Source organism: Micromonospora olivasterospora (assembly GCF_007830265.1).
In the GTDB taxonomy this organism is placed as follows: domain Bacteria; phylum Actinomycetota; class Actinomycetes; order Mycobacteriales; family Micromonosporaceae; genus Micromonospora; species Micromonospora olivasterospora.
Window position 1 is genome coordinate 1,155,877 of sequence record NZ_VLKE01000001.1, and the last position, 23,473, is coordinate 1,179,349.

General features: G+C 73.5%; 16 protein-coding genes, 1 rRNA gene and 1 pseudogene. 4 read left to right on the top strand and 14 right to left on the bottom strand.

Going from position 1 to position 23,473, the window contains the following annotated elements; all coding sequences use genetic code 11:
• Positions 1-33: 33 nt before the first annotated feature.
• From obgE to JD77_RS05110, 7 genes are all read right to left on the bottom strand, one after another.
• Positions 34-1,488 (bottom strand): GTPase ObgE, encoded by a 1,455-nt coding sequence (obgE, locus tag JD77_RS05080; RefSeq protein ID WP_145773257.1) that lies wholly within the window; start codon positions 1,486-1,488, stop codon positions 34-36.
• Positions 1,489-1,576: 88 nt separating this feature from the next.
• Positions 1,577-1,831: a 50S ribosomal protein L27 gene (gene rpmA / locus JD77_RS05085; protein WP_088975624.1), complete on the bottom strand. Its 255-nt coding sequence runs from the start codon at positions 1,829-1,831 to the stop codon at positions 1,577-1,579.
• 11 nt (positions 1,832-1,842) lie between these two features.
• Positions 1,843-2,157 carry a 50S ribosomal protein L21 gene (gene rplU, locus JD77_RS05090; protein ID WP_145773258.1) on the bottom strand — a complete coding sequence of 105 codons (315 nt, stop codon included), beginning with the start codon at positions 2,155-2,157 and terminating at the stop codon, positions 1,843-1,845.
• 237 nt (positions 2,158-2,394) lie between these two features.
• Positions 2,395-2,877, bottom strand: coding sequence for a hypothetical protein (locus tag JD77_RS05095; protein WP_145773259.1), 483 nt, complete (start codon positions 2,875-2,877; stop codon positions 2,395-2,397).
• A 118-nt stretch (positions 2,878-2,995) separates the two neighbouring features.
• Positions 2,996-6,037, bottom strand: a complete 3,042-nt coding sequence (locus tag JD77_RS05100) for an Rne/Rng family ribonuclease (protein WP_145773260.1) — start codon at positions 6,035-6,037, stop codon at positions 2,996-2,998.
• A 138-nt stretch (positions 6,038-6,175) separates the two neighbouring features.
• The gene (locus JD77_RS05105) at positions 6,176-6,925 is read right to left on the bottom strand and encodes a TIGR03936 family radical SAM-associated protein (RefSeq protein WP_281292080.1); all 750 of its coding nucleotides are present in this window, start codon (positions 6,923-6,925) and stop codon (positions 6,176-6,178) included.
• Between the two features lie 150 nt (positions 6,926-7,075).
• A complete protein-coding gene (locus JD77_RS05110) occupies positions 7,076-9,121 on the bottom strand; it encodes a TIGR03960 family B12-binding radical SAM protein (protein ID WP_145773261.1) in 2,046 nt (681 codons plus the stop codon).
• A 366-nt stretch (positions 9,122-9,487) separates the two neighbouring features.
• Here JD77_RS05110 and JD77_RS33375 point away from each other — a divergent pair, with 366 nt between their 5' ends.
• Positions 9,488-11,128, top strand: coding sequence for a hypothetical protein (locus tag JD77_RS33375; protein WP_145773262.1), 1,641 nt, complete (start codon positions 9,488-9,490; stop codon positions 11,126-11,128).
• 39 nt (positions 11,129-11,167) lie between these two features.
• On the opposite strand, the gene JD77_RS05120 is transcribed toward JD77_RS33375, so the two are convergent.
• On the bottom strand, positions 11,168-11,887 hold the full coding sequence (locus JD77_RS05120) for a lysophospholipid acyltransferase family protein (RefSeq protein ID WP_145773263.1): 720 nt from the start codon (positions 11,885-11,887) through the stop codon (positions 11,168-11,170).
• 161 nt (positions 11,888-12,048) lie between these two features.
• Entirely contained in the window at positions 12,049-15,240 is a 3,192-nt protein-coding gene (ileS, locus tag JD77_RS05125) for an isoleucine--tRNA ligase (protein WP_145773264.1), read from the bottom strand.
• Positions 15,241-15,621: 381 nt separating this feature from the next.
• On the opposite strand from ileS, the gene JD77_RS05135 reads away from it, so the two are divergent.
• On the top strand, positions 15,622-16,062 hold the full coding sequence (locus JD77_RS05135) for a carboxymuconolactone decarboxylase family protein (RefSeq protein WP_145773266.1): 441 nt from the start codon (positions 15,622-15,624) through the stop codon (positions 16,060-16,062).
• Between the two features lie 50 nt (positions 16,063-16,112).
• Here the strand turns inward: JD77_RS05135 and ndk are convergent, their stop codons facing one another.
• A complete protein-coding gene (gene ndk, locus JD77_RS05140) occupies positions 16,113-16,538 on the bottom strand; it encodes a nucleoside-diphosphate kinase (protein ID WP_145773267.1) in 426 nt (141 codons plus the stop codon).
• A gap of 143 nt (positions 16,539-16,681) precedes the next feature.
• On the opposite strand from ndk, the gene JD77_RS05145 reads away from it, so the two are divergent.
• The gene (locus JD77_RS05145) at positions 16,682-17,950 is read left to right on the top strand and encodes a VOC family protein (RefSeq protein ID WP_145773268.1); all 1,269 of its coding nucleotides are present in this window, start codon (positions 16,682-16,684) and stop codon (positions 17,948-17,950) included.
• 10 nt (positions 17,951-17,960) lie between these two features.
• Here JD77_RS05145 and JD77_RS05150 read toward each other — a convergent pair whose 3' ends face one another.
• The 3 genes and pseudogenes from JD77_RS05150 to JD77_RS05160 all read right to left on the bottom strand — a co-directional run bounded on the left by JD77_RS05150 (position 17,961) and on the right by JD77_RS05160 (position 22,387).
• Positions 17,961-18,311, bottom strand: a complete 351-nt coding sequence (locus JD77_RS05150; protein WP_145773269.1) for a DUF4233 domain-containing protein — start codon at positions 18,309-18,311, stop codon at positions 17,961-17,963.
• A 118-nt stretch (positions 18,312-18,429) separates the two neighbouring features.
• Positions 18,430-19,700 (bottom strand): annotated as a pseudogene (locus JD77_RS05155) (bifunctional folylpolyglutamate synthase/dihydrofolate synthase).
• Between the two features lie 68 nt (positions 19,701-19,768).
• Positions 19,769-22,387, bottom strand: a complete 2,619-nt coding sequence (locus JD77_RS05160; RefSeq protein ID WP_145773270.1) for a valine--tRNA ligase — start codon at positions 22,385-22,387, stop codon at positions 19,769-19,771.
• A gap of 69 nt (positions 22,388-22,456) precedes the next feature.
• Here JD77_RS05160 and JD77_RS05165 point away from each other — a divergent pair, with 69 nt between their 5' ends.
• Positions 22,457-23,137, top strand: a complete 681-nt coding sequence (locus JD77_RS05165; protein WP_145773271.1) for a hypothetical protein — start codon at positions 22,457-22,459, stop codon at positions 23,135-23,137.
• Between the two features lie 140 nt (positions 23,138-23,277).
• On the opposite strand, the gene rrf is transcribed toward JD77_RS05165, so the two are convergent.
• Positions 23,278-23,394, bottom strand: a 5S ribosomal RNA gene (gene rrf, locus JD77_RS05170).
• Positions 23,395-23,473: the final 79 nt, after the last annotated feature.

Sequence of the window (23,473 nt, forward strand, 5' to 3'; positions counted from 1 at the left end):
AGGCGGACGGACCGCCTGCGGGCCAGGTGCCGGCTACTCGTCGAGGTCGGCGTCGGTCTCGGTCTCGGCCACCAGCTCGTCGGCGGGCCGCTGCCGGCGGGCCTTGCGCGCGGCGAGCCGCTCGGCGGCGTTGGGCCGGGCCGACCTCTCCTCCAGCCGCACGTCGGTGCCCCGGTTGCCGGGGACGAACTCGACGCCCGCGTAGACGGTCGGCTGCCAGTCGAACTCCCGCTCGGCGATGCGCACCAGGTCGCCGGGGTTCGCCCCCGCCTTGGCCAGCGCGTCCTCGACGCCGAGACGGTTGAGCCGGTCGGCCAGGTATCCCACGGCCTCGTCGTTGTCGAAGTTCGTCTGCCGCACCCAACGCTCCGGCCGCACGCCCCGGACGGTGTACGAGCCGTCCTCCTCGGCCTTGATGACGAAGCCGGCGTCGTCGACCGCCTTCGGCCGGATCACGATGCGGGTGGGCTCCGCCGGCGGGACGGCGGCGCGGGACCGCTCGACCAGCTCCACCATGGCGTACGTCAGCTCGCGCAGCCCCTCCCGGGTCGCCGCCGACACCTCGAACACGCGGAAGCCGCGCCCCTCCAGGTCGGGCCGGACGATCTCGGCGAGGTCCCGGCCGTCCGGCACGTCGACCTTGTTCAGCGCGACGAGCCGGGGCCGGTCGGCCAGCCCGCCGTACTCGGTCAGCTCGGCCTCGATGGTGTCGATGTCGGCGAGCGGGTCGCGGCCCGGCTCCAGCGTGGCGGTGTCGATCACGTGGACGAGCACGGCGCACCGCTCGACGTGGCGGAGGAACTCCAGCCCGAGGCCCTTGCCGGTGGCCGCGCCCGGGATCAGGCCGGGCACGTCGGCGACGGTGAAGGTCGCCTCGCCCGCCTGGACCACCCCGAGGTTCGGCACCAGCGTGGTGAACGGGTAGTCCGCGATCTTCGGCTTGGCGGCGGAGATGACCGAGATCAGCGACGACTTGCCGGCCGAGGGGAACCCGACCAGGCCGACGTCGGCGACGCTCTTCAGCTCCAGCACCACGTCGAGCTGGTCGCCGGGCTCCCCCAGCTCGGCGAAGCCGGGCGCCTTGCGCCGGGCGTTGGCCAGCGACGCGTTGCCCCGGCCGCCCCGGCCGCCCCGGGCCGCCTCGAACGTGGTGCCGGCGCCGACCATGTCGGCCAGCACCTCGCCGTCCGGGGTCTGCACGACGGTGCCGTTGGGCACCTTGATCACCAGGTCGCGCCCGTTCGCGCCGTCCCGGTTCGAGCCCGCGCCGCCCCGGCCGTTCTCGGCCTTGACGTGCGGGCGGAAGTGGAAGTCGAGCAGGGTGTGCACCTGCGGGTCGACGACCAGGGTCACGCTGCCGCCGTGCCCGCCGTTGCCGCCGTCCGGCCCGCCGAAGGGCTTGAACTTCTCCCGGTGGATCGAGACACAACCGTGCCCGCCATCGCCGGCCTGCAGGTGCAGGACGACCCGGTCCACGAACGTCGTCACGTCGTCAATCCTTCCAGCGAGGCCACCCTCGCACGAGAAAAGCGAAGCGGGCCGGGACCCGAGGTCCGCGGCCCGCTTCGCCGGCAGGCTACTGCTGGGGCACGATGCTGACGGTCTTGCGACCGCGCTTGGTGCCGAACTGGACCGCACCGGCCGCCAGCGCGAACAGCGTGTCGTCGCCGCCACGGCCGACCAGGTCACCGGGGTGGAACTTGGTGCCACGCTGACGGATGAGGATCTCACCCGCGCTGACGACCTGACCACCGAAGCGCTTCACGCCGAGCCGCTGGGCCGCGGAGTCACGGCCGTTACGCGAGCTGGACGCACCCTTTTTGTGAGCCATCTGAGGACGACCTACTTCCCGCTGGAGATGCCGGTCACCTTGACCTGGGTCAGCGGCTGGCGGTGACCCTGGCGCTTGTGGTAGCCGGTCTTGTTCTTGAACTTGTGAATCCGGATCTTCGGGCCCTTGGTGTGCGCGGCGATCTCACCGGACACCGAGACGTTGGCGAGCTTGGCCGCGTCGGTCACCAGGTCGTCACCGTCGACGAGGAGCACCGCGGTGAGCTGCACCGCGTCGCCGGGGGTGCCGGCGAGCTTCTCGACCTCGATCACGTCGCCCTCGGCGACCTTGTACTGCTTGCCGCCGGTCTTGACGATCGCGTACATCGGAGGCGGACTCCCTGTCGTTGAGGCTGCTGGTGGTCGTTCCCTCGGCGGCTCGCCGGGTAGCAGAGGCACGGCGGCGCGGGCACGCGGGAACTCGGCACACAAAAGTGCGCCGCAAGATAGCGTACGCCATCGGCCGCCCGACACCCAAACCGGCCTCCCCGTTCCCGCCCCGCCGGCACCGAACGCCGCCGCGGGGCACCCACGGGGGCGCCGGAAGGGCCACTCCCGGCACCCTCAGCAGAGCTGGTCGAGACGGTTCTGGAGCCGGTCCAGCTCCTCCTCGTCGATCGCGTCCACGTCGGTGCCGAGCACCGCCACCTCGCTGGCCAGGTCGGTCAGCAGCGTACGCAGCTGCGGGTCGGTGGCGCGGGTCGCCTGCTGCCGCAGGGCTGCCCGCCAGCCGGTCAGCGCCGCCTCGGCCCGCTTCCGGGCGGCCTCCGCCGTCGCGCTGTCGTTCGCGCCGACCGCCCCGAGCATCATGCCCAACTCGGCGACGTACGTGTGGACGGCCGTGCCCGTCGCCTGCTGGGCGGCGGCGCAGACCGCCGGGGCGTTCCCCCCGGCGGGAGCCGGCGACCCGCCGCCCGTCCCGGTGGTGGCGCCGGGGCCCGTGGAGCCGGCAGGGGCGGCGCGGTCGAGGCCGGCGCGCTCGGCGGAGCAGCCCGCGCCGGCGGCCAGGGCGGCCACGGCGACGGTTAGGGCGAGCAGACGACGCATACTTCTCTCCTGACCGCGGTGGCGCGATCGTAACCGGGCCCGGGACGCGACAGGACCCCTCCCGCCCGTGCTGCTGCCGGGGAGAGGGGTCCTGCGGGACGCGCGGCTGGTCAGCCGGTCACGGACGGGTACGCCGACGGGTGCCGCCGCGGCGGGACCGGCGCCGGCTCAGGCCGCCCTCGACGTCGGTGTCGTCGCCCAGGGCGTCCGGGTCGTCGGCCCCGGCGAGCCGGGCGGACTCGCCCCGCTGGCTGTCCGCGACGGCCGGCGCGGCCTCGGTGTCCGTCTCGAACCGGGACAGGTCGTAGCCCATGGTGTCGTGGTAGTCGTCCGGAGCCACCGCCGGGCCGCTCTCGGCCGGGGCGTCGGTCACCTCGACCACCGTGCGCTCCGGCGTGGCGCTCTTGCGGGCCCGCCGCCGGGAGGTCGTCGCGCCGGCCTGCTCCGCCGGGGCCGGCGTGCCGACGGCGGAGGCGACCGCCTTGACCTTCTCCCCCGCGCCCTGGCGCGGCTTCTCCGGCACCGGCTCGGTGTGGATGATCACGCCGCGGCCCTTGCAGCAGTCGCAGGTCTCGCTGAACGCCTCCAGCAGCCCCGCGCCGATCCGCTTGCGGGTCATCTGCACCAGGCCGAGCGAGGTGATCTCGGTGACCTGGTGCTTGGTGCGGTCCCGGCCCAGGCACTCGGTGAGCCGGCGCAGCACCAGCTCGCGGTTCGACTCCAGCACCATGTCGATGAAGTCGATCACCACGATGCCGCCGATGTCGCGCAGCCGGAGCTGGCGGACGATCTCCTCGGCGGCCTCCAGGTTGTTCCGGGTGACCGTCTCCTCCAGGTTGCCGCCCGCGCCCGTGTACTTGCCGGTGTTGACGTCGACCACGGTCATCGCCTCGGTCCGGTCGATCACCAGGTGGCCGCCGGAGGGCAGGAAGACCCTGCGGTCGAGGCCCTTGAGGATCTGCTCGTCGATCCGGTACACGGCGAAGACGTCGGACGTGCCGACGTGGCGGCGCAGCCGCGGGACCAGGTCCGGAGAGACGTGCGACAGGTACGACTCGACCATGCCGTACGCCTCGTCGCCCTCGATCACCAGCTCGCGGAAGTCCTCGTTGAACAGGTCCCGCACGACTCGGATGACCAGGTCCGGCTCCTCGTAGAGCAGCACCGGGGCGCCGCCCTCGGCCGCCTTGGCCTGGATGTCCTCCCACTGGGCCTGCAGCCGCTTGACGTCGCGGGCCAGCTCGTCCTCGCTCGCCCCCTCGGCGGCCGTCCGGACGATCACACCCGCGCCGTCCGGGACGAGCTTCTTGAGCACGTCGCGCAGCCGCTTGCGCTCGGTGTCGGGCAGCTTGCGGCTGATGCCGGACGCGTTGCCGTTCGGCACGTACACCAGGTGCCGACCGGAGAGCGCGATGTGGCTGGTCAGCCGGGCGCCCTTGTGCCCGATCGGGTCCTTGGTGACCTGCACCAGCACCGAGTCGCCGGACTTGAGCGCCTGCTCGATCGAGCGGGCCCGCCCCTCCAGGCCGGTGGTGTCCCAGTTGACCTCGCCCGCGTACAGGACGGCGTTGCGGCCGCGCCCGATGTCGACGAAGGCCGCCTCCATGCTCGGCAGGACGTTCTGCACCTTGCCGAGGTACACGTTGCCGGCCATGGTGCCGGAGGAGTTGCGGCTGACGTAGTGCTCGACCAGCACGCCGTCCTCCAGGACGGCGATCTGGATGCGGTCGCCGCGCTGGCGTACCGCCATCACCCGGTCGACCGCCTCCCGCCGGGCCAGGAACTCCGACTCGCTGAGGATCGCCGGGCGGGTCCGCCGCTGCTCGCGGCCGTCCCGGCGGCGCTGGCGCTTGGCCTCCAGCCGGGTCGAGCCGGAGACGCCCTGCACCTCGTCGACCGCCCGGCGCGGCTCGCGGATCTTCACGACCGTGGGGACGCCGTCCTCGGCGGCGCCCTCGATGTCCCCCGCCCCGCGCCGGCGCCGGCGCCGACGGCGGCGGGTCATCCCGTCCCCGGTCTCCTCGCCCTCCTCCTCGCCCTCGGCCTCGGGGCCCTCCTCCCCCTCGGCCTGGACGGCCTCCTCGAGCTCCTCCTCCTCGGCGTCGTCCGCGCCGCCCTTGCCCCGGCCGCGGCCACGGCGGCCGCGGCGGCGGCGACGCCGGGCGAGGGTCTCGTCGTCCTCCTCCTCCTCGGCGCCCTCCTCCGCCTCGGCGGTGGGCTCCTCCTCGGCCTCCACGACCTCGACCGGCTCGGCCTCGCGGCGGCCCCGCCGGCGCCGGCGCGGCGGCTCCGGCTGCTCCTCGGCGGGCTCCTCCTCGGTCGTGAGGGGCACCACGACCCGGGCGTGTTCCTCGGGCTGGGGGGCCATGAAGAGGACGGTCGGCGCGGAGAGGGCGGCGCGGCGCCGCCGGGTCTTCGCCGGGGGCTCCTCGGCCGGCTCCGGCGTCGGCTCGGCGCCGGAGACGGACGCACCGGGCGACACCTCGCCGGGGCGGCTCGCGACGGCGCCCTCGGCCGGCCGGGGCGCCTCCTGGGCCCCGGCGGCCTCGGGCTCACCGGTGGTCTCGCCGGCCTCCTCCGCCGCAACGGCTGGAGCGACCGCGGCCTGCTCGGCCGGCAGCTCGGCGGCACCCGCGGCCTGCTCGCCGCCGGGCGTGGGCGCCGCCGGGGCCTCGACGGCCGACTCGGCCGGGACCTCCGCGGCGGGCGCGGCGGCCTTGCGCCGGCGGGTCCGGGTCACCTTCACCGGGGGTACGACCTCGTCGGACGCCGGCTCCGCCCCGGCCGCCACGACGGGCTCCTCGGTCGCCTTCGCGGTGGTCGCCTTGCGGCGGCGGCGCGTCGGCTTCGGCGCCTCCTCCAGCTCGCCGGCGACGGGGGCGAACACCTCCGCCTGCGGGGCCTCCCCGCTGGTCGACCCGGCGGAGGTGGACGCCTCCACGGGCGCGTCGGTCTGCTCCGGCTGGTTCAGCGGGGCCCGCCGCCGGCTGGCCCGCTTCCGCGGCGGCGCGGCCGGGGCCTCGGCGCCGGTCGGCGCGCCGATCGGCGCCGCGCCCTCGCTGGTCGAGCCGCCCGTGGCGGCGCCGGTGGTGCGGTCAGGGGCCTCGTCCGCCGGCTGTGCGCCGGTCCGTTCGCCGCCCTCGGGCTCGTTCTCGAGCATGGAGGTTCTCCAGTTCTGGCTGCCCCGGGCGCGGGTGAGCGCTGCCACGCAGGGTCGCCGCAAAGATGTTTCCGCCGGGCGCGCGAGCCGCGCGACCGCCGAAGTCTGCCTGCCTGAGCACTGACCGTCGGTCAGCGCTCATCCGATGGTTGCCCCGCCGCGGTCCGCGTCCAACGGATCCACGATCGCACCCTGCGCGGTCAGCGTGCCCTGCGCCAGCCGGATCACCCGCGGGGAGACCGGCGGCGTCAGGTCGGCCACCACGCGGAGGCCGGAAAGGACGTCATCGGGTCGTACGGACGGGGTGACCTGCCGCACGACCAGTTCGAGTATCGCACACGGTATGGCCATCGCCCCGGAAGGTGCCACCGGAGCGGACTGGACATCGATGCGCATGACGGCCGCGCGGGCGTCGAACGTGCGCCGGCCCTGCTTGGTCATGCGCTCGACGAGCACCTCGTCGGCGACGGTGAAGGCGGCCACGGCCCGTTCCAGCGTCGCCGGGTCCAGCTCGGGCAGCTCGATCCGCCAGCGCGACGCCTCGATCCGGTCGGCGAGGCTGCCGCCGCCCGCGACGACGGCGTCGAGCACGTCGAGGCCGGGTGAGAGGGCGGCGTCCAGCGCGGCCCGGAGCCGGCCCGGGTCGACCGGCTCGCGCAGGCCGATCTCCAGGTACTCGGCCTCGCTGGCGACCCCGGTCGGGGCGGCGCTGGCGTAGGAGATCTTGGGGTGCGGGGTGAAGCCCTGCGAGAAGGCGACCGGCACGTTGGCCCGGCGCACCGCGCGCTCGAACGCCCGGGCGAAGTCGCGGTGCGAGGTGAACCGCAGGGGCCCGCGCTTGGCGTACCGGATGCGGACCCGCTGGACGACCGGGGCCTGACCGCCCACCGGCTGTGGTTTCTTACTGATCGTCGTGCTCCTCGGAAGTCATGACCGGTTGATCATGGGGTCATTGTCGCCACAGGCGGTGACGATGACAACACCCCGACGACCAACGCGGAGAGCGGCGGGCGGCGTCGGGCCGCCCGCCGCCGGGCGTCACTGCTGGGCGCCGGTGGGTACCCGCAGGCCGGTGCCGTTGATCGGGGTGAGCGGGAGCAGCTTCTTGCCGGTGGGACCGATCTGGATCTCCGTGTCCATCGACGGGCAGACGCCGCAGTCGAAGCACGGGGTCCACCGGCAGTCGTCCTGCTCGTACTCCGACAGGGCGTCCTGCCAGTCCTGCCAGAGCCAGTCCTTGTCCAGGCCGGAGTCCAGGTGGTCCCAGGGGAGGACCTCCAGCTCGTCGCGCTCCCGGGTGGTGTACCAGTCGAGGTCCACGCCGAAGGCCGGGAGCACCTCCGCCGCGGCGTCCACCCAGCGCTGGTACGAGAAGTGCTCGCTCCAGCCGTCGAACCGGCCGCCGTTCTCCCAGACCCTGCGGATCACCGCCCCGACCCGTCGGTCGCCCCGGGACAGCAGGCCCTCGATCAGTGACGGCTCCCCGTCGTGGTACCGGAAGCCGATCGCCCGGCCCAGCGAGCGGTCGGCGTTGATCGCCTGCTTGAGCAGCCTGAGCCGGCCGTCGATGACCTCCGGCCGCTCCATCGCCGCCCACTGGAACGGGGTGTGCGGCTTCGGCACGAACCCGCCGATCGACACGGTGCAGCGGATGTCCTTCGAGCCCGTGGCGGCCCGGCCGGCCCTGATCACCTCGTGCGCCATGTCCGCGATCTCCAGGACGTCGGCGTCGGTCTCCGTGGGCAGGCCGCACATGAAGTAGAGCTTCACCTGCCGCCAGCCGTTGGTGTACGCGGTGACCACGGTACGGATGAGGTCGTCCTTCGACACCATCTTGTTGATGACGCGGCGGATCCGCTCCGACCCGCCCTCCGGCGCGAAGGTCAGGCCGGTGCGCCGCCCGTTGCGCGACAGCTCCTGGGCCAGCTCGATGTTGAACGCGTCCACCCGGGTCGACGGCAGCGACAGCGACACGTTCGTGCCCTCGTACTGCTGCGCCAGGCCGGAGCACATGTCGCCGATCTCCGAGTGGTCGGCCGACGACAGCGACAGCAGGCCCACCTCGTGGAAGCCGGAGAACTCCAGGCCCTGCCGCACCATCTGCCCCACGGTGGTGATCGAGCGCTCCCGCACGGGACGGGTGATCATGCCGGCCTGGCAGAACCGGCAGCCCCGGGTGCAGCCGCGGAAGATCTCCACCGCGTACCGCTCGTGGACCGTCTCGGCCAGCGGCACGAGGGGCTTCTTCGGGTACGGCCAGGCGTCCAGGTCCATCGTCGTGCGCTTGTGCACCCGGAACGGCACGTCCGCCCGGTTCGGCACGACCCGCTGGATGCGGCCGTCGGGCAGGTAGTCCACGTCGTAGAAGCGCGGCACGTACACGCTCTCGGTGCGGGCCAGCCGCAGCAGCAGCTCGTCCCGGCCGCCCGGGCAGCCCTCGGCCTTCCACTCCCGGACGATCGCGGTGATCTCCAGGACCGCCTCCTCGCCGTCGCCCAGCACGGCGGCGTCGACGAAGTCGGCGATCGGCTCCGGGTTGAACGCGGCGTGGCCGCCCGCCACGACCACCGGGTCGGCGTCGGTGCGGTCGGTGGCGAGCAGCGGGATGCCGGCCAGGTCGATCGCGGTGAGCAGGTTGGTGTAGCCCAACTCGGTGGAGAAGGAGACGCCGAACACGTCGAAGTCGCGCACCGAGCGGTGGGCGTCGACGGTGAACTGCGGCACGCCGTGGGCGCGCATCAGCCGCTCCAGGTCCGGCCAGACCGCGTACGTCCGCTCGGCGAGGGTGTCGGGCTGCTCGTTGAGGATCTCGTACATGATCTGCACGCCCTGGTTCGGCAGGCCGACCTCGTACGCGTCGGGGTACATCAGCGCCCAGCGCACGGTCGCCGAGTCCCAGTCCTTGACGACCGCGCCCAGCTCGCCACCGACGTACTGGATGGGCTTGGTCACCTGGGGCAGCAGCGGCTCGAGCCGGGGCCAGACCGACGACCCCGGGTCGCGGCGCGGCGACTGACGCACCGAGCTGGAGTCGTCGGAGGAGTCGCCCGCGGCGGGGCGCGGCGTGGTGGACGGGACACTCATGATGCCCAAGGGTACGCGGCCGTCCGGCGCCCACCGCGCCGCACCGCTCCCGCCCGTCACCCCCGCCGACGCTTCCCCCGGGCTTCTCCATGATCGTGCTCGATCCTCGATGTAGTGGCCTCGTCGACCCCTCGATACCCCTACTTCCACGATCGAGCACGATCTTCACGGCGGCCCGGGCGCGAAACGCGCGGCCCGACCGCGAAACGGGCGGCGGGATCAGCCGGTCGTGGCGGGTCCCCTGTCCGCCCGCGGCGACCGGATCGCAGTCGGTGGCACGCCGGTACTAACCTCGGACCGGCGCGTGCACCGCCGGGATCTGCTCCGGCACCGGCGGGGGCGTCACGCCGAGAGGAGAATGCCGCGATGCCGCACCCCCAGCCGGGAGCAGACCGGCCGGCCGACGGGGGCGCCCCGGCCGGCGGCCGGGACCGGGATCCGGCGGTCGACGAGGAGACGACCCCCTCCCCCGTACCGTCGACCGGGCCACCCGAGCCGGGCCGGAAGGACGCGGCCGAGCCTGCCCCGGACGCCGAGACCTCCCCGGGCGGGCCCGACGCCACCGCGCCCGACGGCGTGGCCGGCGTGGCCACGTCCTCGACCGGGCCGGAGCCCACCCGCGTCGATCCCGACCCGGCCGCCGGCACCCGCCCCGGGCACCCTGCCCCGGACCCGACGAGGGTGGAGGCCGGACCCGAGCGGGCGGAGGCGGACCACACCCCGGTCGACACCGGACCGCGCCCGGCCGACGCGGCCGGGCCGGAACCGACGAAGGTCGAAGGCCCGCCCCCGTCCCCAGCCGCCGGCACGGCGCCCGAGCCGACCAAGATCGACACCGGACCGCGCCCGGCCGCCGGCGGACGCGAACCGACGAGGGTCGACGCCGCGCCGGACCGGACGACCGTCGACCCCGCGCCTCCCGCGTCGCGCTGGAGCGGATCGGCGGCCGTCCCGCCGCCCCCGCCGCGCCGGCGGAGCTGGGGCGAGTCCGCGGAGCCCACCCCGCCCCCGCCCGCGCCGGTCGGGCACGGCCCGCTGCCACCGCCGGAGAGCCAGGTCCCGGTGGACCCGTGGGCCGGCGTGGACACCGGCAGCTGGGACCTGCAGGCCGCCGCCGAGCTGCCGCCGCCGCCCCCGCTGTTCCCGACGCCGCCGATGCCGCCGACGCGCCCGTATCCGGCGCCGGCCGTCCACCCGGTCACGCCGCCGCAGCCGGCCCGACCGGTGTCCCCGCCGCCGGCCCTGCACCCGGTGTCCCCGCCGCCCGTGGCCCGACCGCTGCCGCCGGCACCGACCCATCCGCCGGCCCAGGCCCACCCGGTGCCCCTGCCGCCGGCCCCGGCCTACCCGGTGTCTCCGCCGCCGGTCCGGCCGCCGAAGCAGCGCCAGGCCGCCGCGCCGCAGCCCGCTCCGCAGGCACCCCCCGGGTACGCCAAACCGCGCCGGCGCCGCCGGCGCTGGCCGTGGGTGCTACTGCTCAGCATCGCCTGCTGCTGCGGCTGCCCGGCGTACTGGGTCAAGCCGATGTGGGACCAGTACCCGGCGAACGCCGCGCTGCCCCAGCGGATCGACGACCTGACGCTGCGCGACGACGCCCGCAGCAGGGCCGTGACGGAGGAGCTGGAGACCGACGTACGCGACGCGAACCTGCTGGTGGAGGAAATCTTCGCCGGCATCTACGCCTCGCGCAGCGGCAAGCCGGTGACCGTGTTCGGCGGCACCGGGTTCCGGATCTACCCGGAGGGCGACGCCGACGACGAGATGGCCCGGCTGAAGGAGTCGTTCCAGCTCGGGGAGACGCAGGTGGTGGAGACGGACGTGCGGGGCCGGTTCGAGCGCTGCGCCGTCGGCGCCCTCGACGGCCTGGACGTGGTGGTCTGCACCTCGGTCGACCACGGCAGCATCGCCACGGGGGTGTTCAGCCAGCTTTCTGTGGACGACAGCGCCCAGTTGCTGGAGAGAATGCGCGAGGAGATCATCACCCGGGACCAGTCCGCGGCGAGCTGACCCCGGTGGCCCGCCGGGGAGGCGGGCCACCGGCGGGGCTCAGGCCCCGGCCGCCGGCCCGCCGTTGCCGGACGGCTCGCCGCCGACCGGCGCGTGGGCGCGCGGCGGGGCGTACCGCGGGACGTACTCCTGGCCGGTGAGCTTCTGGATCTCGCTCATCACCTCGTCGGTCATCTCCCGCAGCGAGGTCCGGTCGCCGGGGCGGCCGGTGAAGTCCAGCGGCTTGCCGAACCGCACGATGATCTCGGCCTTGCCGGGCCGCGGCACCCGCACCCCGATCGGCTGGGCCTTGTCGGTGCCGACCATGCCCACCGGGATGATCGGCACGCCGGCCGCCACGGCCAGCCGGGCCGCGCCCGTGCGTCCACGGTAGAGCCGGCCGTCCGGCGAGCGGGTGCCCTCGGGGTAGACGGCGACCAGGTCACCGGCCTTGAGCACGGGGATCGCCGCGTCGAACGCCGACAGCGCGGCCCGCCCGCCGGCCCGCTCGACCGGGATCGCCCCCAGGCCGGTGAGCACGAACTTGGAGAACGCGCCCTTGACGCCGGTGCCCTTGAAGTACTCCGACTTGGCCCAGAACGCCAGGTGCCGGGGCACGACCGTGCCGAGGAACAGCTCGTCGGCGACCGAGAGGTGGTTGCCGGCGAAGATGGCCCCGCCGGTCGCCGGGATGTGCTCCAACCCCTCCACGGTCGGTCGGAAGGCCAACCGGAGCGCGGGGCCCACGGTGTGCTTGCCGATGGTGTAGAGCAGCGGCACTGGTCCTCCGGCGGTCGTGCTGGAACGGGCGCTGTCACGTTAGCCGACGCGGTCACGCCTGCCCGAGCGGGTGTTGCGCGGCCCACCCCGTGAGCGCCCGGCGCTCGCGGGCGTCGACGGTGGTCAGGAGGGACCCCACGGAAGGGGTCCCTCCTGTCACCTCATACCCGGCGGACGGCCACCGTCACGCGCTCGCCCTCGCCGACCTCGCCCGCGAAGCCGTCGACCCCGTCGGCGAAGTCGACGGCGTCGGCCAGCACCTCCCGGGCGACGAATTCGCGGTACGCCGACACCGCGGCCCGGACCTCCTCGGACGCCGACAGCGCCACCACGATCCGGTCCGACACGTCCAGGTCGGCGTCCCGGCGGGCCTGCTGCACCACCCGGACGACGTCCCGGGCCAGCCCCTCGGCGGCCAGCTCCGGGGTGACCTCGGTGTCCAGCACCACCACGCCCTCGCCGCCGGGCAGCGGCGCGGAGTGCTCGGCGTCGGCGGCGACCAGGCGCAGCTCGTACTCGCCCTCGGCGAGGGTGACCCCGGCGGCCACGGGGGCGCCGTCGACCAGCTCCCACTCCCCCGCCTTGACCGCCTTGATGACCTGCTGCACCTGCTTGCCGACCCGGGGGCCGAGCGCCCGGGGCACCACGGTCAACACCTGCTGGCAGTACGCGGACACCTCGTCGGTGAACTCCACCGCCTTCACGTTGACCTCGTCGGCGACCAGGTCGGCGAACGGGCGCAGCTGCTCCGCCGCCGGCGACGCCACCGTCAGCCTCGACAGCGGCAGCCGCACCCGCAGGCCCTTCGCCTTGCGCAGCGACAGCGCCGCCGAGCAGACGTCCCGGGTGGCGTCCATGGCGGCCACCAGGTCGTGGTCGGCCGGGAACTCCTCCGCCGCCGGCCAGTCGGTCAGGTGCACCGACCGCTCCCCGGTCAGGCCGCGCCAGATCTCCTCCGCGGTCAGCGGCGCCAGCGGCGCCACCACCCGGCACAGCGCCTCCAGCACCGTCCACAGGGTGTCGAACGCGTCGGCGTCGCCGGACCAGAACCGGTCGCGGGACCGGCGGACGTACCAGTTGGTCAGGGCGTCCAGGAAGGACCGCACGGTGGCGCAGGCGCCGGAAATGTCGTACGCGTCCAACTGCCCCTGCACGGCCGTGACCAGCTCGTTCGTCTTCGCCAGCACGTACCGGTCGAGCAGGTGGGTAAAGTCCACCCGCCGCTTCGCGGTGTAGCCGTCGGCGTTGGCGTACAGCGAGAAGAAGTACCAGACGTTCCACAGCGGCAGCAGCACCTGCCGGACGGCGTCCCGGATGCCCGCCTCGGTCACCGACATGTCCCCGCCGCGCAGCACCGGCGACGACATCAGCATCCAGCGCATCGCGTCCGACCCGTACGAGTCGAAGACGTGGTACACGTCCGGGTAGTTGCGCAGGCTCTTGGACATCTTCCGCCCGTCCGAGCCGAGCAGGATGCCGTGGCTGAGGCAGTTGCGGAACGCCGGCCGGTCGAACAGCGCCGTGGCCAGCACGTGCATGGTGTAGAACCAGCCGCGGGTCTGCCCGATGTACTCGACGATGAAGTCGCCCGGGTAGTGGTTCTCGAACCAGTCGCGGTTCTCGAACGGGTAGTGCACCTGGGCGAACGGCATCGAGCCGGACTCGAACCAGCAGTCCAGTACCTCCGGCACCCGGCGCATCGTCGACTTCCCGGTCGGGTCGTCCGGGTTCGGGCGGACCAGCTCGTCGACCGCCGGCCGGTGCAGGTCGGTCAGCCGTACGCCGAAGTCCCGCTCCAGCTCCTCCAGCGAGCCGTACACGTCCACCCGGGGGTAGTTGGGGTCGTCGGACTTCCACACCGGGATCGGCGAGCCCCAGAACCGGTTCCGGCTGATCGACCAGTCGCGGGCGTTGGCCAGCCACTTGCCGAACGAGCCGTCCTTGATGTGCCCCGGGGTCCAGTTGATCTGCTGGTTCAGCTCGACCATCCGGTCCTTGAACTTCGTCACCGCCACGAACCAGGACGACACCGCCTTGTAGACCAGCGGGGTGTCGCAGCGCCAGCAGTGCGGGTACGAGTGGGTGTAGGTGTCCTGCCGCAGCAGCACCCCCCGCTCCCTCAGCTCGCGGATCACCGGCTTGTTGACGTCGAAGACCTGCTCGCCCTGGTACGGCGGGACCAGCGCCGTGAACCGGGTGTGGTCGTCCACGGTCACGATGGTGGGGATGCCGGCGGCGTTGCAGACGTTCTGGTCGTCCTCGCCGAAGGCCGGGGCCAGGTGGACGATCCCGGTGCCGTCCTCGGTGGTGACGAAGTCCGCGCCGAGGACCTGGTAGGCGTCCTCCCCCGCCTGCTCGACCAGGAAGTCGAACAGCGGGGTGTAGCGGCGCCCGACCAGGTCGCGGCCGTGGACCGTGCCGACCCGCTCGTACCCCTCCAGCTCCTTGGCGTACGCGGCCAGCCGCGCCGCGCCCACCACGTACCGGGAGCCGTCGCGCTCCAGCACGGCGTACTCGATGTCCGGGCCGACGGCGAGCGCCAGGTTGGACGGGAGGGTCCACGGCGTGGTGGTCCACACGCCGACCCGCACCGCGCCGCGCACCGGCTCCGGCGCGCTCTCGTCGGCGGTCAGCTCGAACCAGACGGTCACCGTCGGGTCGTGTCGGTCCCGGTAGACGTCGTCCATCCGGGTCTCGGTGTTCGACAGCGGCGTCTCGCAGCGCCAGCAGTACGCCAGCACCCGGAAGCCCTCGTAGACCAGGCCCTTGTCGTGCAGGGTCCGGAAGGCCCACATGACGCTTTCCATGTAGTCCAGGTCGAGGGTCTTGTAGTCGTTGGCGAAGTCGACCCAGCGGGCCTGCCGGGTGACGTACCGCTCCCAGTCGTGGGTGAACTCCAGCACGGAGGTGCGGCACGCCTCGTTGAACCGGGCCACGCCCAGGTCGAGGATCTCCGCCTTGCTGGTGATGCCGAGCTGCTTCTCGGCCACCACCTCGGCGGGCAGGCCGTGGCAGTCCCAGCCGAAGCGCCGCTCCACCCGGCGCCCGCGCATGGTCTGGTAGCGCGGCACCACGTCCTTGACGTACCCGGTGAACAGGTGGCCGTAGTGCGGCAGGCCGTTGGCGAACGGCGGGCCGTCGTAGAAGACGTACTCGTTGTCGGCGGCGCGCGCGTCGCCGCCGTCGACGGAGCCCGCTTCCTCCGGCCGCCGGGCGGAGGCCGGCCTGGCCTCGACGGACGCCTCGAAGGTCTTGTCGGCCGTCCAGTGCTCCAGGACCCGGCGCTCGACCGCGGGCAGGTCCGGGCTCGCCGGGACACCGGCGGCGGTCGGGTCGTGCAACGGATAGGCCATCGGGGGTCGCTCTCCTCGCAGCTCACGCTCGTGTGGGTCTGCGAGGACGAGCCCGTTCCGGGTACGCCGTCCGGCGCCCCGGGCCAGGCCCGCGGTACCACCCCGCTTGACGGCCGAGATCGACCGCCCGCTCGTTGGCCGGCTGTGACGGGCCGGACCCGTCCGGTTCTACTGAGCCGGTCACCCGGCCGTTCTTCCGGAGGCTCGCCGGTGATGGCCGGGTCGTCGCCTTACGGTGGTCAAGAATACTCGACCGGTCGCGGTGATCGCCGCCGAGTAATCGTGGTCGGTGCGCCATGACCACCGTCACAGCCCCTCCTCGTCACGTTCCCCGGGGGTCACCCCGTCGTACGGCCGTCGGAGCCACACGAGGAGGACGAGATGAGTCGGATCGACATGGCGGCGGTGGCGCCGCAGGCGCTCCAGGCGGTGCTGGGGCTGGAGAAGTACGTCCGGGCGAACGTCGAGCACACCGTGCTGGAGCTGGTGAAGATGCGGGCCTCGATGCTCAACGGCTGCGCGTACTGCGTCGACCTGCACAGCCGGGACGCCCTCGCGGCGGGCGAGTCCAGCCGGCGGCTGTTCGCCGTGGCCGCGTGGCGGGAGGCGCCCTTCTTCGACGAGCGGGAGCGCGCCGCCCTCGCGCTCACCGACGCGGTCACCCGACTCGGCGAGCACGGGGTGCCCGACGACGTCTGGGACGCCGCCGTCAAGGTCTGGTCGGAGAAGGAGCTGGCGGATCTGGTCGTGGCGATCGCCACGATCAACGTGTGGAACCGGGTCGCCGTGACCAGCCGGAAGCAGCCCCCGGCGCAGGTGTGACGGCGGTCGCGGGCCGCGATGATCGCCATCCGGCCCGCGACCCCGTGGGTTCAGCCCAGCTCGGGGAACCAGAGCGCGATCTCGCGATTGGCGCTGTCCGTCGAGTCGGAGGCGTGCACCAGGTTCTCGCGGTTCGACAGGGACAGGTCGCCGCGGATGGTGCCGGCGGCGGCCTTGCGACCGTCGGTGCTGCCGATCATGCCGCGCACCACCTCGATCACCTGGTCGCCGGAGAGCACCAGGGCGACCAGCGGGCCGCCGGTCATGAACGCCTTCAGCGGCGGGTAGAACGCCTTGTCGACGTGCTCGGCGTAGTGCTGGTCGGCGAAGTCGCCGTCCATCGTCCGCGACTGCATCGCGTCGATCCGCAGGCCCTTGCGCTCGAAGCGGGACAGGATCTCGCCGACCAGGCCACGGCGGACCGCGTCGGGCTTGATCAGCACGAGCGTGCGCTCGTCCGGGCTGCTGCTGGACACGCTGGTTTCCTCCTGTGCGCGGAATCCGGTTCGGCTGGGTACGGTCAGCCTATCGACCCGGTCCCGGCGCCGGCGCGGCGGCTGCTCCTTCCCCCGCTCGCCGATCCGGCCTAGCCTGGCCCTTGACCCCTGGGAGGTCCACTGTGGCGAATGGCGGGAGCCGGCCCATCGCGCCGGTACGCAAGCTCATCGCGGCCGTGCTGGGCACCGTGGCGACCTTCGTGCTGCTGTTCGGGCTGGGCATGACGAGCTGGGCGATCGTGGCGCTGGGGGCGGCGCTGCTGGTGCTGGCGATCGCGCTGGCCACCGTGCGCGGCGGCGGCCGCACCTGGGTCGTCGGCGTCGGCCACGTGCACAGCGTCTCCGAGCCGCCCACGGCGTACGCCTTCGGCCGCTGCGAGCTGCAGATCGTGATCGACGCGCCGGGGCTGCCGCCGAGGTCCAAGAAGATCATCGAGCCCCGGGTGCCGGTGGCGAAGTGGCCCTCGATCGGGCAGACGCTGCCGATCCGGGTGGCCCTGGACGACCAGCGGCACGTCCGCGTCCTCTGGGACGACATGCCGACCCACACGGAGACGGCCGCCGCCCTGGCCGACCTGCCGCCCGAGTACGCCGGCGCGGAGCCGGTCGACGAGGTCCTCATCCAGCAGGAGGCCCCGCCGTGGGCCGACCGCCCGGACGACGACTTCCACGACGACCCGCGGGACGCGCCCACGCCCGAGCCGCTGCGCGACGACCTGGGCCCGCTGCCGGAGCAGCGGGAGCCGGTCGTGGTGCACCAGCGCCCGGGCGGCCCGGTCGTGCTGGAGGGCACGCTGGTGGAGCCGGCAGCGGGCCCGCTGCCGCGCCGCGCCACCACCCCGGGCCCCCGCCCGCCGGCCGAGGAGCGGTTCGACGTCCCCGCCCCGGTCGACCCGATCGACGTGCCGCTGGACGACCCGGTTCCGCAGCGCGAGCCGGAGCTGCGCGCCGACCAGTTGGACGAGGCGATCTTCGGTTACGACCCGGAGGCCGAGCCCGTCGACGCCGCCGCGTTCAGCGGGGTGGGCATCACGATGCTGGTCACCCAGCTGGACCGTTCCCTGGAGTTCTACCGGGGCGTGCTCGGCTTCGAGGAGGTCGACCGGGGCTCCGGCAACGCGGTGCTCGCCTCCGGGGCGACCCGGCTGGTGCTGCGGGAGGTCACCGAGGCCGCCCCGATCAGCCGCCGCCTCGTCCACGTCAACCTGGAGGTCGACGACATCCAGGGCGCGTACGCGCGGCTGCGCGACTCCGGCGTCCGCTTCACGTACGCCCCCCGCGTGGTCAACCGGGGCAGCAGGCTGGAGGTCTGGGCGGCGGCCTTCCGCGACCCGGACGGCCACGGCGTGGCCCTCACCCAGTGGCGCACCCGCGCCGACGCCGAGGCGTAGGTGCCGCTCCTCAGCCGAGGATCACCCGCCGCACGTGCAGGGCGTACGCCCAGACCAGGGAGAAGATGACGCCCAGCGCGAACAGCGACCAGTGCAGCAGGCCCGAGAGCAGCAGCGCCCCCTGTAGCACGGTGCCGGCGTGCCAGGCCCACGGCCGGCGCATCATGCCGGCCAGCGCCACCGCCGCCACGGCCAGCGTCACGATCGCCGCGATGGCCGCCCCGCCCAGCTCCCCGCCGACCAGCCGGATCGGCTGGATGGCGAGCAGCAGCACCAGCGCCTCCAGGGCCAGCGTCCCCGCGCCCAGGCCGCGCACCGCCCCGGCCGGGTTGCGCAGCCCGGAGCGCCGCTGCCCCGGCACCCCACCCTCCGGCCCGCCCGCACCGCCCGGCGCGGCGTCGCCGGCCGCAGCCGGCGCCGGCGCGGCACCGTCCGCCGGGCGCCGGTCCGGCCCGTGGGCCGGTCGTCCTCGGGGGCGGTCATCGCTTGAGCAGTCGGCGGGCGTCGGCCACGGTCACCACCGACCCGGTGATCAGTACGCCGACCCCGGCCAGCTCGCCGGGGACGTCGGTCTCCGCCTGCGCCACCGCCGACTCGATCGCGTCGGGCATCTCCTCGGCCACCTCCACCCGGTCCGGCCCGAAGACCTCCCGGGCCAGCGCCGCCAGCTCCTCCGCCGGCATCGCCCGGGGCGAGCTGTTGCGGGTCACCACGAGCGAATCCAGCACCGGCTCCAGCAGCTCCAGCAGGCCGGCCGCGTCCTTGTCGCCGAGCACGGCGAGCACGCCCACCAGCTTGCTGAACGCGAACTCCTCCTGCAGCGCGGTGACCGTGGCGGTCATCCCGTGCGGGTTGTGCGCGCCGTCGAGCAGGATGGTGGGCGCGGTACGCACCTTCTCCAGCCGGCCGGGCGAGCTGGCCGCGGCGAAGCCCTCCCGTACGGTCTCGACGTCGAGCTGCCGCCGCGCCCCGCCCCCAGGAACGCCTCGACCGCGGCCAGCGCCACCGCCGCGTTCTGCGCCTGGTGGGCGCCGTGCAGCGGGAGGAACACCTCGTCGTACACCCCGCCGAGTCCCTGGATGCTGACTACCTGGCCGCCGACGGCCACGGCCCGGCGCAGCACGCCGAACTCGGACCCCTCCCGGGCGATGGTCGCCCCGACCTCGGCGCAGCGTTCCAGGATCGGCCGGGCGGCCTCCTCCTCCTGCGCCGCGCAGATCACGGTGGCCCCCTTGTGGATGATCCCCGCCTTGTGCAGGGCGATGTCCTGGAGCGTGTCGCCCAGCCACTCGGTGTGGTCCAGCCCGATCGGCGTGAGCACCGCGACCCCGGCCTGGACCACGTTCGTGGAGTCCTCGGCGCCGCCCAGGCCCACCTCGACGACGGCCACGTCCACCGGCGCGTCCGCGAACGTCGCGAACGCCAGCGCGGTGGTCATGTCGAAGTAGGTCAGCGGCTCGGCCGACCGCTGGTCGACCAGCGCGGCCAGCGGGGCCACCTCTCGGTACGTGGCCACGAAGCGTTCCTCGCTGACCGGCTCGCCGTCGAGGCTGATCCGCTCCCGAACGGTCTCCAGGTGGGGGCTGGTGTAGCGGCCGGTGTGCAGCCCGAACGCCCGCAGCAGCGAGTCGATCATCCGGGCCGTCGAGGTCTTGCCGTTGGTCCCGGTCAGGTGGATCGACGGGTACGCCCGCTGCGGGTCGCCGAGCAGGTCCAGCAGCGACTCGATGCGGTCCAGCTCGAAGACCATGCGGGTGAAGCCGCGCGCCGCCAACTCGGCGTCGACGGCGGCGAACTCGGTGCGGTCGGTGCGGTCGGTCACGAGGGCAGCGCCTCCAGTGCGGCGTCGATGCGGATCAGGTCGGCCTCGGCGGTCGCGAGCCGGTCACGGATCTTGGCCACCACCGGCTCGGGGGCCTTCCCGACGAACGCCGGGTTGTCGAGCTTGGCCCGGGCCTGGGCGACCTCCTTCTCGGCCGCCGCGCGGTCCTTGGTCAGCCGGGCCCGCTCGGCGGCCACGTCGATCGACCCCCGGGTGTCCAGGGCGACGCCGACCGCGCCGGGCATGGCGAGGGTGGCGCTGGCCTGGAAGTCGTCGCCGGCCTCGTCCAGCCGCACCAGCGAACGGATCAGCCGCTCGTGGCCCGCGATGCCCGCGCCGGCCAGGCCGTCGAGCCGCGCCGCGACCCGCTGGGTGGGGCGCAGCCCCTGGTCCGACCGGAACCGCCGGATCTCGGTCACCACCCGCTGGACGGTGCCGACCTCGGCCTCCGCGGCGTCGTCGACCAGCGTACGGTCGGCGACCGGCCACGCGGCCGTCAGCACCGTCTCCCCGCCGGTGAGCGCGATCCACAGCTCGTCGGTGACGAACGGGATCACCGGGTGCAGCAGCCGCAGCAGCTGATCCAGCACGTGCCCGAGCACCCGCCGGGTGACCTCCGCCGCCGCGCCGCCCTCGGCGAGCACCGGCTTGGTCAGCTCCACGTACCAGTCGCAGACGTCGTCCCAGGCGAAGTGGTACAGCAGGTCGCAGACCTTGGCGAACTCGTACGCCTCGAACTGCTCGTCCACCTCGGCGGTCACGTGCGCCAGCCGGGACAGGATCCACCGGTCGACGGTCGAGAGCCGGTCCGCCGCCGGCAGCGGCCCGTCCGTGTGGGCGCCGTTCATCAGCGCGAACCGGGTGGCGTTCCAGAGCTTGTTGCAGAAGTTACGGGAGCCCTGGCACCAGTCCTCGCTGACCGGGACGTCCTGGCCCGGGTTGGCGCCCCGGGCGAGGGTGAACCGGGTGGCGTCCGCGCCGAACCGGTCGATCCAGTCCAGCGGGTCGACCACGTTGCCGAACGACTTGGACATCTTCTTGCCGTGCTCGTCACGCACCATGCCGTGCAGGGCGACCACGTGGAACGGTTGGACGCCGTCCATCGCGTACAGGCCGAACATCATCATCCGGGCGACCCAGAAGAAGAGGATGTCGTAGCCGGTGACCAGGACGCTGGTCGGGTAGAACTTCGCCAGGTCCGGGGTCCGCTCCGGCCAGCCGAGGGTGGAGAACGGCCACAGCCCGCTGGAGAACCAGGTGTCCAGGACGTCCTCGTCCTGGTGCCAGCCCTCGCCGGCGGGCGGCTGCTCGTCCGGCCCGACGCAGACGATCTCGCCGTCCGGGCCGTACCACACGGGAATGCGGTGACCCCACCACAGCTGCCGGGAGATGCACCAGTCGTGCATGTTGTCGACCCACGCGAAGTAGCGCTTGGCCAGCTCGGCCGGCTCGATCTTCACCCGGCCGTCGCGGACCGCGTCCCCGGCCGCGCTGGCCAGCGGGCCGGTCCGCACGAACCACTGCAGCGACAGCCGCGGCTCGACGGTCGTCCTGCACCGCGAGCAGTGCCCCACCGCGTGCACGTACGGCCGCTTCTCGGCCACGATGAGCCCCTGCTCGCGCAGCGCGGCGACGATCGCCGGCCGCGCCTCGTACCGGTCCAGTCCCTCGAACGGGCCGGGCGCGGTGATGACGCCTCGCTCGTCCATGATCGTCAGGGCCGGCAGGTCGTGGCGCTGGCCGATCTCGAAGTCGTTCGGGTCGTGCGCCGGGGTCACCTTGACCATGCCCGTGCCGAAGCTCGGGTCGACGTGCTCGTCCGCGACGATCGGGATGCGCCGGCCGGTGAGCGGCAGGGCGACCTCGGTGTCGATCAGGTGCCGGTACCGCTCGTCGTCGGGGTGCACCGCGACGGCGGTGTCGCCGAGCATCGTCTCGGCGCGGGTGGTGGCCACCACCACCTCGTCGCTGTACCGGATGGAGATCAGCTCGCCGTCGTCGTCGCTGTGCTCCACCTCGATGTCGGACAGGGCGGTCAGACAGCGCGGGCACCAGTTGATGATCCGGTTCGCCCGGTAGATCAGGCCGTCGTCGTACAGCTTCTTGAACATCGTCTGCACGGCCCGGGACAGGCCCGCGTCCATGGTGAAGCGCTCGCGGTCCCAGTCGACCGCGTCGCCGAGCCGGCGCATCTGGCCGAGGATCGCGCCGCCGGACTCGGCCTTCCACTGCCACACCCGCTCGATGAACTTCTCCCGGCCCAGGTCGTGGCGGGACAGTCCCTGGGTGGCGAGCTGCCGCTCCACCACGTTCTGGGTGGCGATGCCGGCGTGGTCCATGCCGGGCAGCCAGAGCGCCTCGTACCCCTGCATCCGCTTACGCCGCACCAGTGCGTCCTGGACGGTGTGGTCGAGGGCGTGGCCCATGTGCAGCGAACCGGTGACGTTCGGCGGTGGGATGACGATGGCGAAGGGGGGCTTGTCGCTCTCCGCCGACGCCCGGAAGTGGCCGGCGGCTACCCACTGCTCGTACCGTCGCTGCTCTACCTCGCCGGGCTGGTACTGGCCGGCAAGGGTCGGGGCGTCGGGGCGTCGGGCATCCAGTCTCTCGGTCACCCTGAAAGTCTACGGAGCGCTTCGGCGGACCCGGCGTGCGCCACCGGTCCTTCGCGTACGGTGTCGGCTATGTCCGACGCGCATCTCACCGGGCGGTCGCTCGCCCACGAGCCGGAGCCGGTGGACCTCACCGAGGAGCCGATCCAGCTCAGCAACCGGGACCCCGGGGAAGAGGGCCGACGCCGTCCCTGGTCCCGCCGCCGTAAGGTCGTCCTGGGGGTGCTCCTGGTGGCCGGCCTCGCCGGCACGGGAGCGCTCGGCGCCGCCGGATGGCAGGTGGCCCGGCAGAAGGACGCGCGCCTCGCCGCACCGGACACGGTCGCCGGCCTCCAGCGGGACGACAGCGAGCGGGCCCGGAGCACCGCGGACTACCTGCGCGACGGCCTGGCCGCCGACATCGACCTGGACCGCAGCTTCGGCACCGTGTACAGGGACCCCGCGGACGAGAAGCGTTCGGTGCTCATCTTCGGCGGCACCACCCTGCTGTGGCAGCCGGAGCGCGACCTGGACACGCTGTTCGGCCTGATGGCCGACGAGACGGGCAGGGTGATGGGGGTGCGGGAGGTTCCGGCCGGCCGGTTCGGCGGCGTGATGAAGTGCGGGACGACGAGCGGCGACGGGGGCGACTTCGCCATCTGCGGCTGGGCGGACCACGGCAGCGTCGCGATGGCCATGTTTCCCGGCCGCCCCGTGGACGCCGCCGGCGAGCTGATGCGCCAGCTCCGCGAGGGCATCCAGACGCGCTCCTGAGGCCGCCCGCCGCTCCACCCCGCGCGCCATTCGATCGGGCCGTCCGCCGCCGCGGCGGGCGGCCCTGTTCCGCTCTCCCAAAAATGGGGTGGAAATGCGTTCAGGGCCACCCCGGATGGGGTGGCCCTGAACGAAAGAATGTCCGGCGGTGTCCTACTCTCCCACACCCTCCCGAGTGCAGTACCATCGGCGCTGGAGGGCTTAGCTTCCGGGTTCGGAATGTAACCGGGCGTTTCCCCTCCGCCATGACCGCCGTAACACTATCGACATATCAAACAACACCAAAAACATGGTCTGCTGTTCGCTTGTCGGGAATCACACAGTGGACGCGTAGCA

Excerpts from the sequence above, each read along its gene's own strand:
- JD77_RS33375 (WP_145773262.1), top strand. The coding sequence starts at position 9,488 with ATGCCGCACCCCCAGCCGGGAGCAGACCGGCCGGCCGACGGGGGCGCC.
- JD77_RS05095 (WP_145773259.1), bottom strand. The coding sequence starts at position 2,877 with ATGCGTCGTCTGCTCGCCCTAACCGTCGCCGTGGCCGCCCTGGCCGCC.
- JD77_RS05100 (WP_145773260.1), bottom strand. The coding sequence starts at position 6,037 with ATGCTCGAGAACGAGCCCGAGGGCGGCGAACGGACCGGCGCACAGCCG.
- JD77_RS05110 (WP_145773261.1), bottom strand. The coding sequence starts at position 9,121 with ATGAGTGTCCCGTCCACCACGCCGCGCCCCGCCGCGGGCGACTCCTCC.
- ileS (WP_145773264.1), bottom strand. The coding sequence starts at position 15,240 with ATGGCCTATCCGTTGCACGACCCGACCGCCGCCGGTGTCCCGGCGAGC.
- rpmA (WP_088975624.1), bottom strand. The coding sequence starts at position 1,831 with ATGGCTCACAAAAAGGGTGCGTCCAGCTCGCGTAACGGCCGTGACTCC.
- JD77_RS05135 (WP_145773266.1), top strand. The coding sequence starts at position 15,622 with ATGAGTCGGATCGACATGGCGGCGGTGGCGCCGCAGGCGCTCCAGGCG.
- rplU (WP_145773258.1), bottom strand. The coding sequence starts at position 2,157 with ATGTACGCGATCGTCAAGACCGGCGGCAAGCAGTACAAGGTCGCCGAG.
- JD77_RS05165 (WP_145773271.1), top strand. The coding sequence starts at position 22,457 with ATGTCCGACGCGCATCTCACCGGGCGGTCGCTCGCCCACGAGCCGGAG.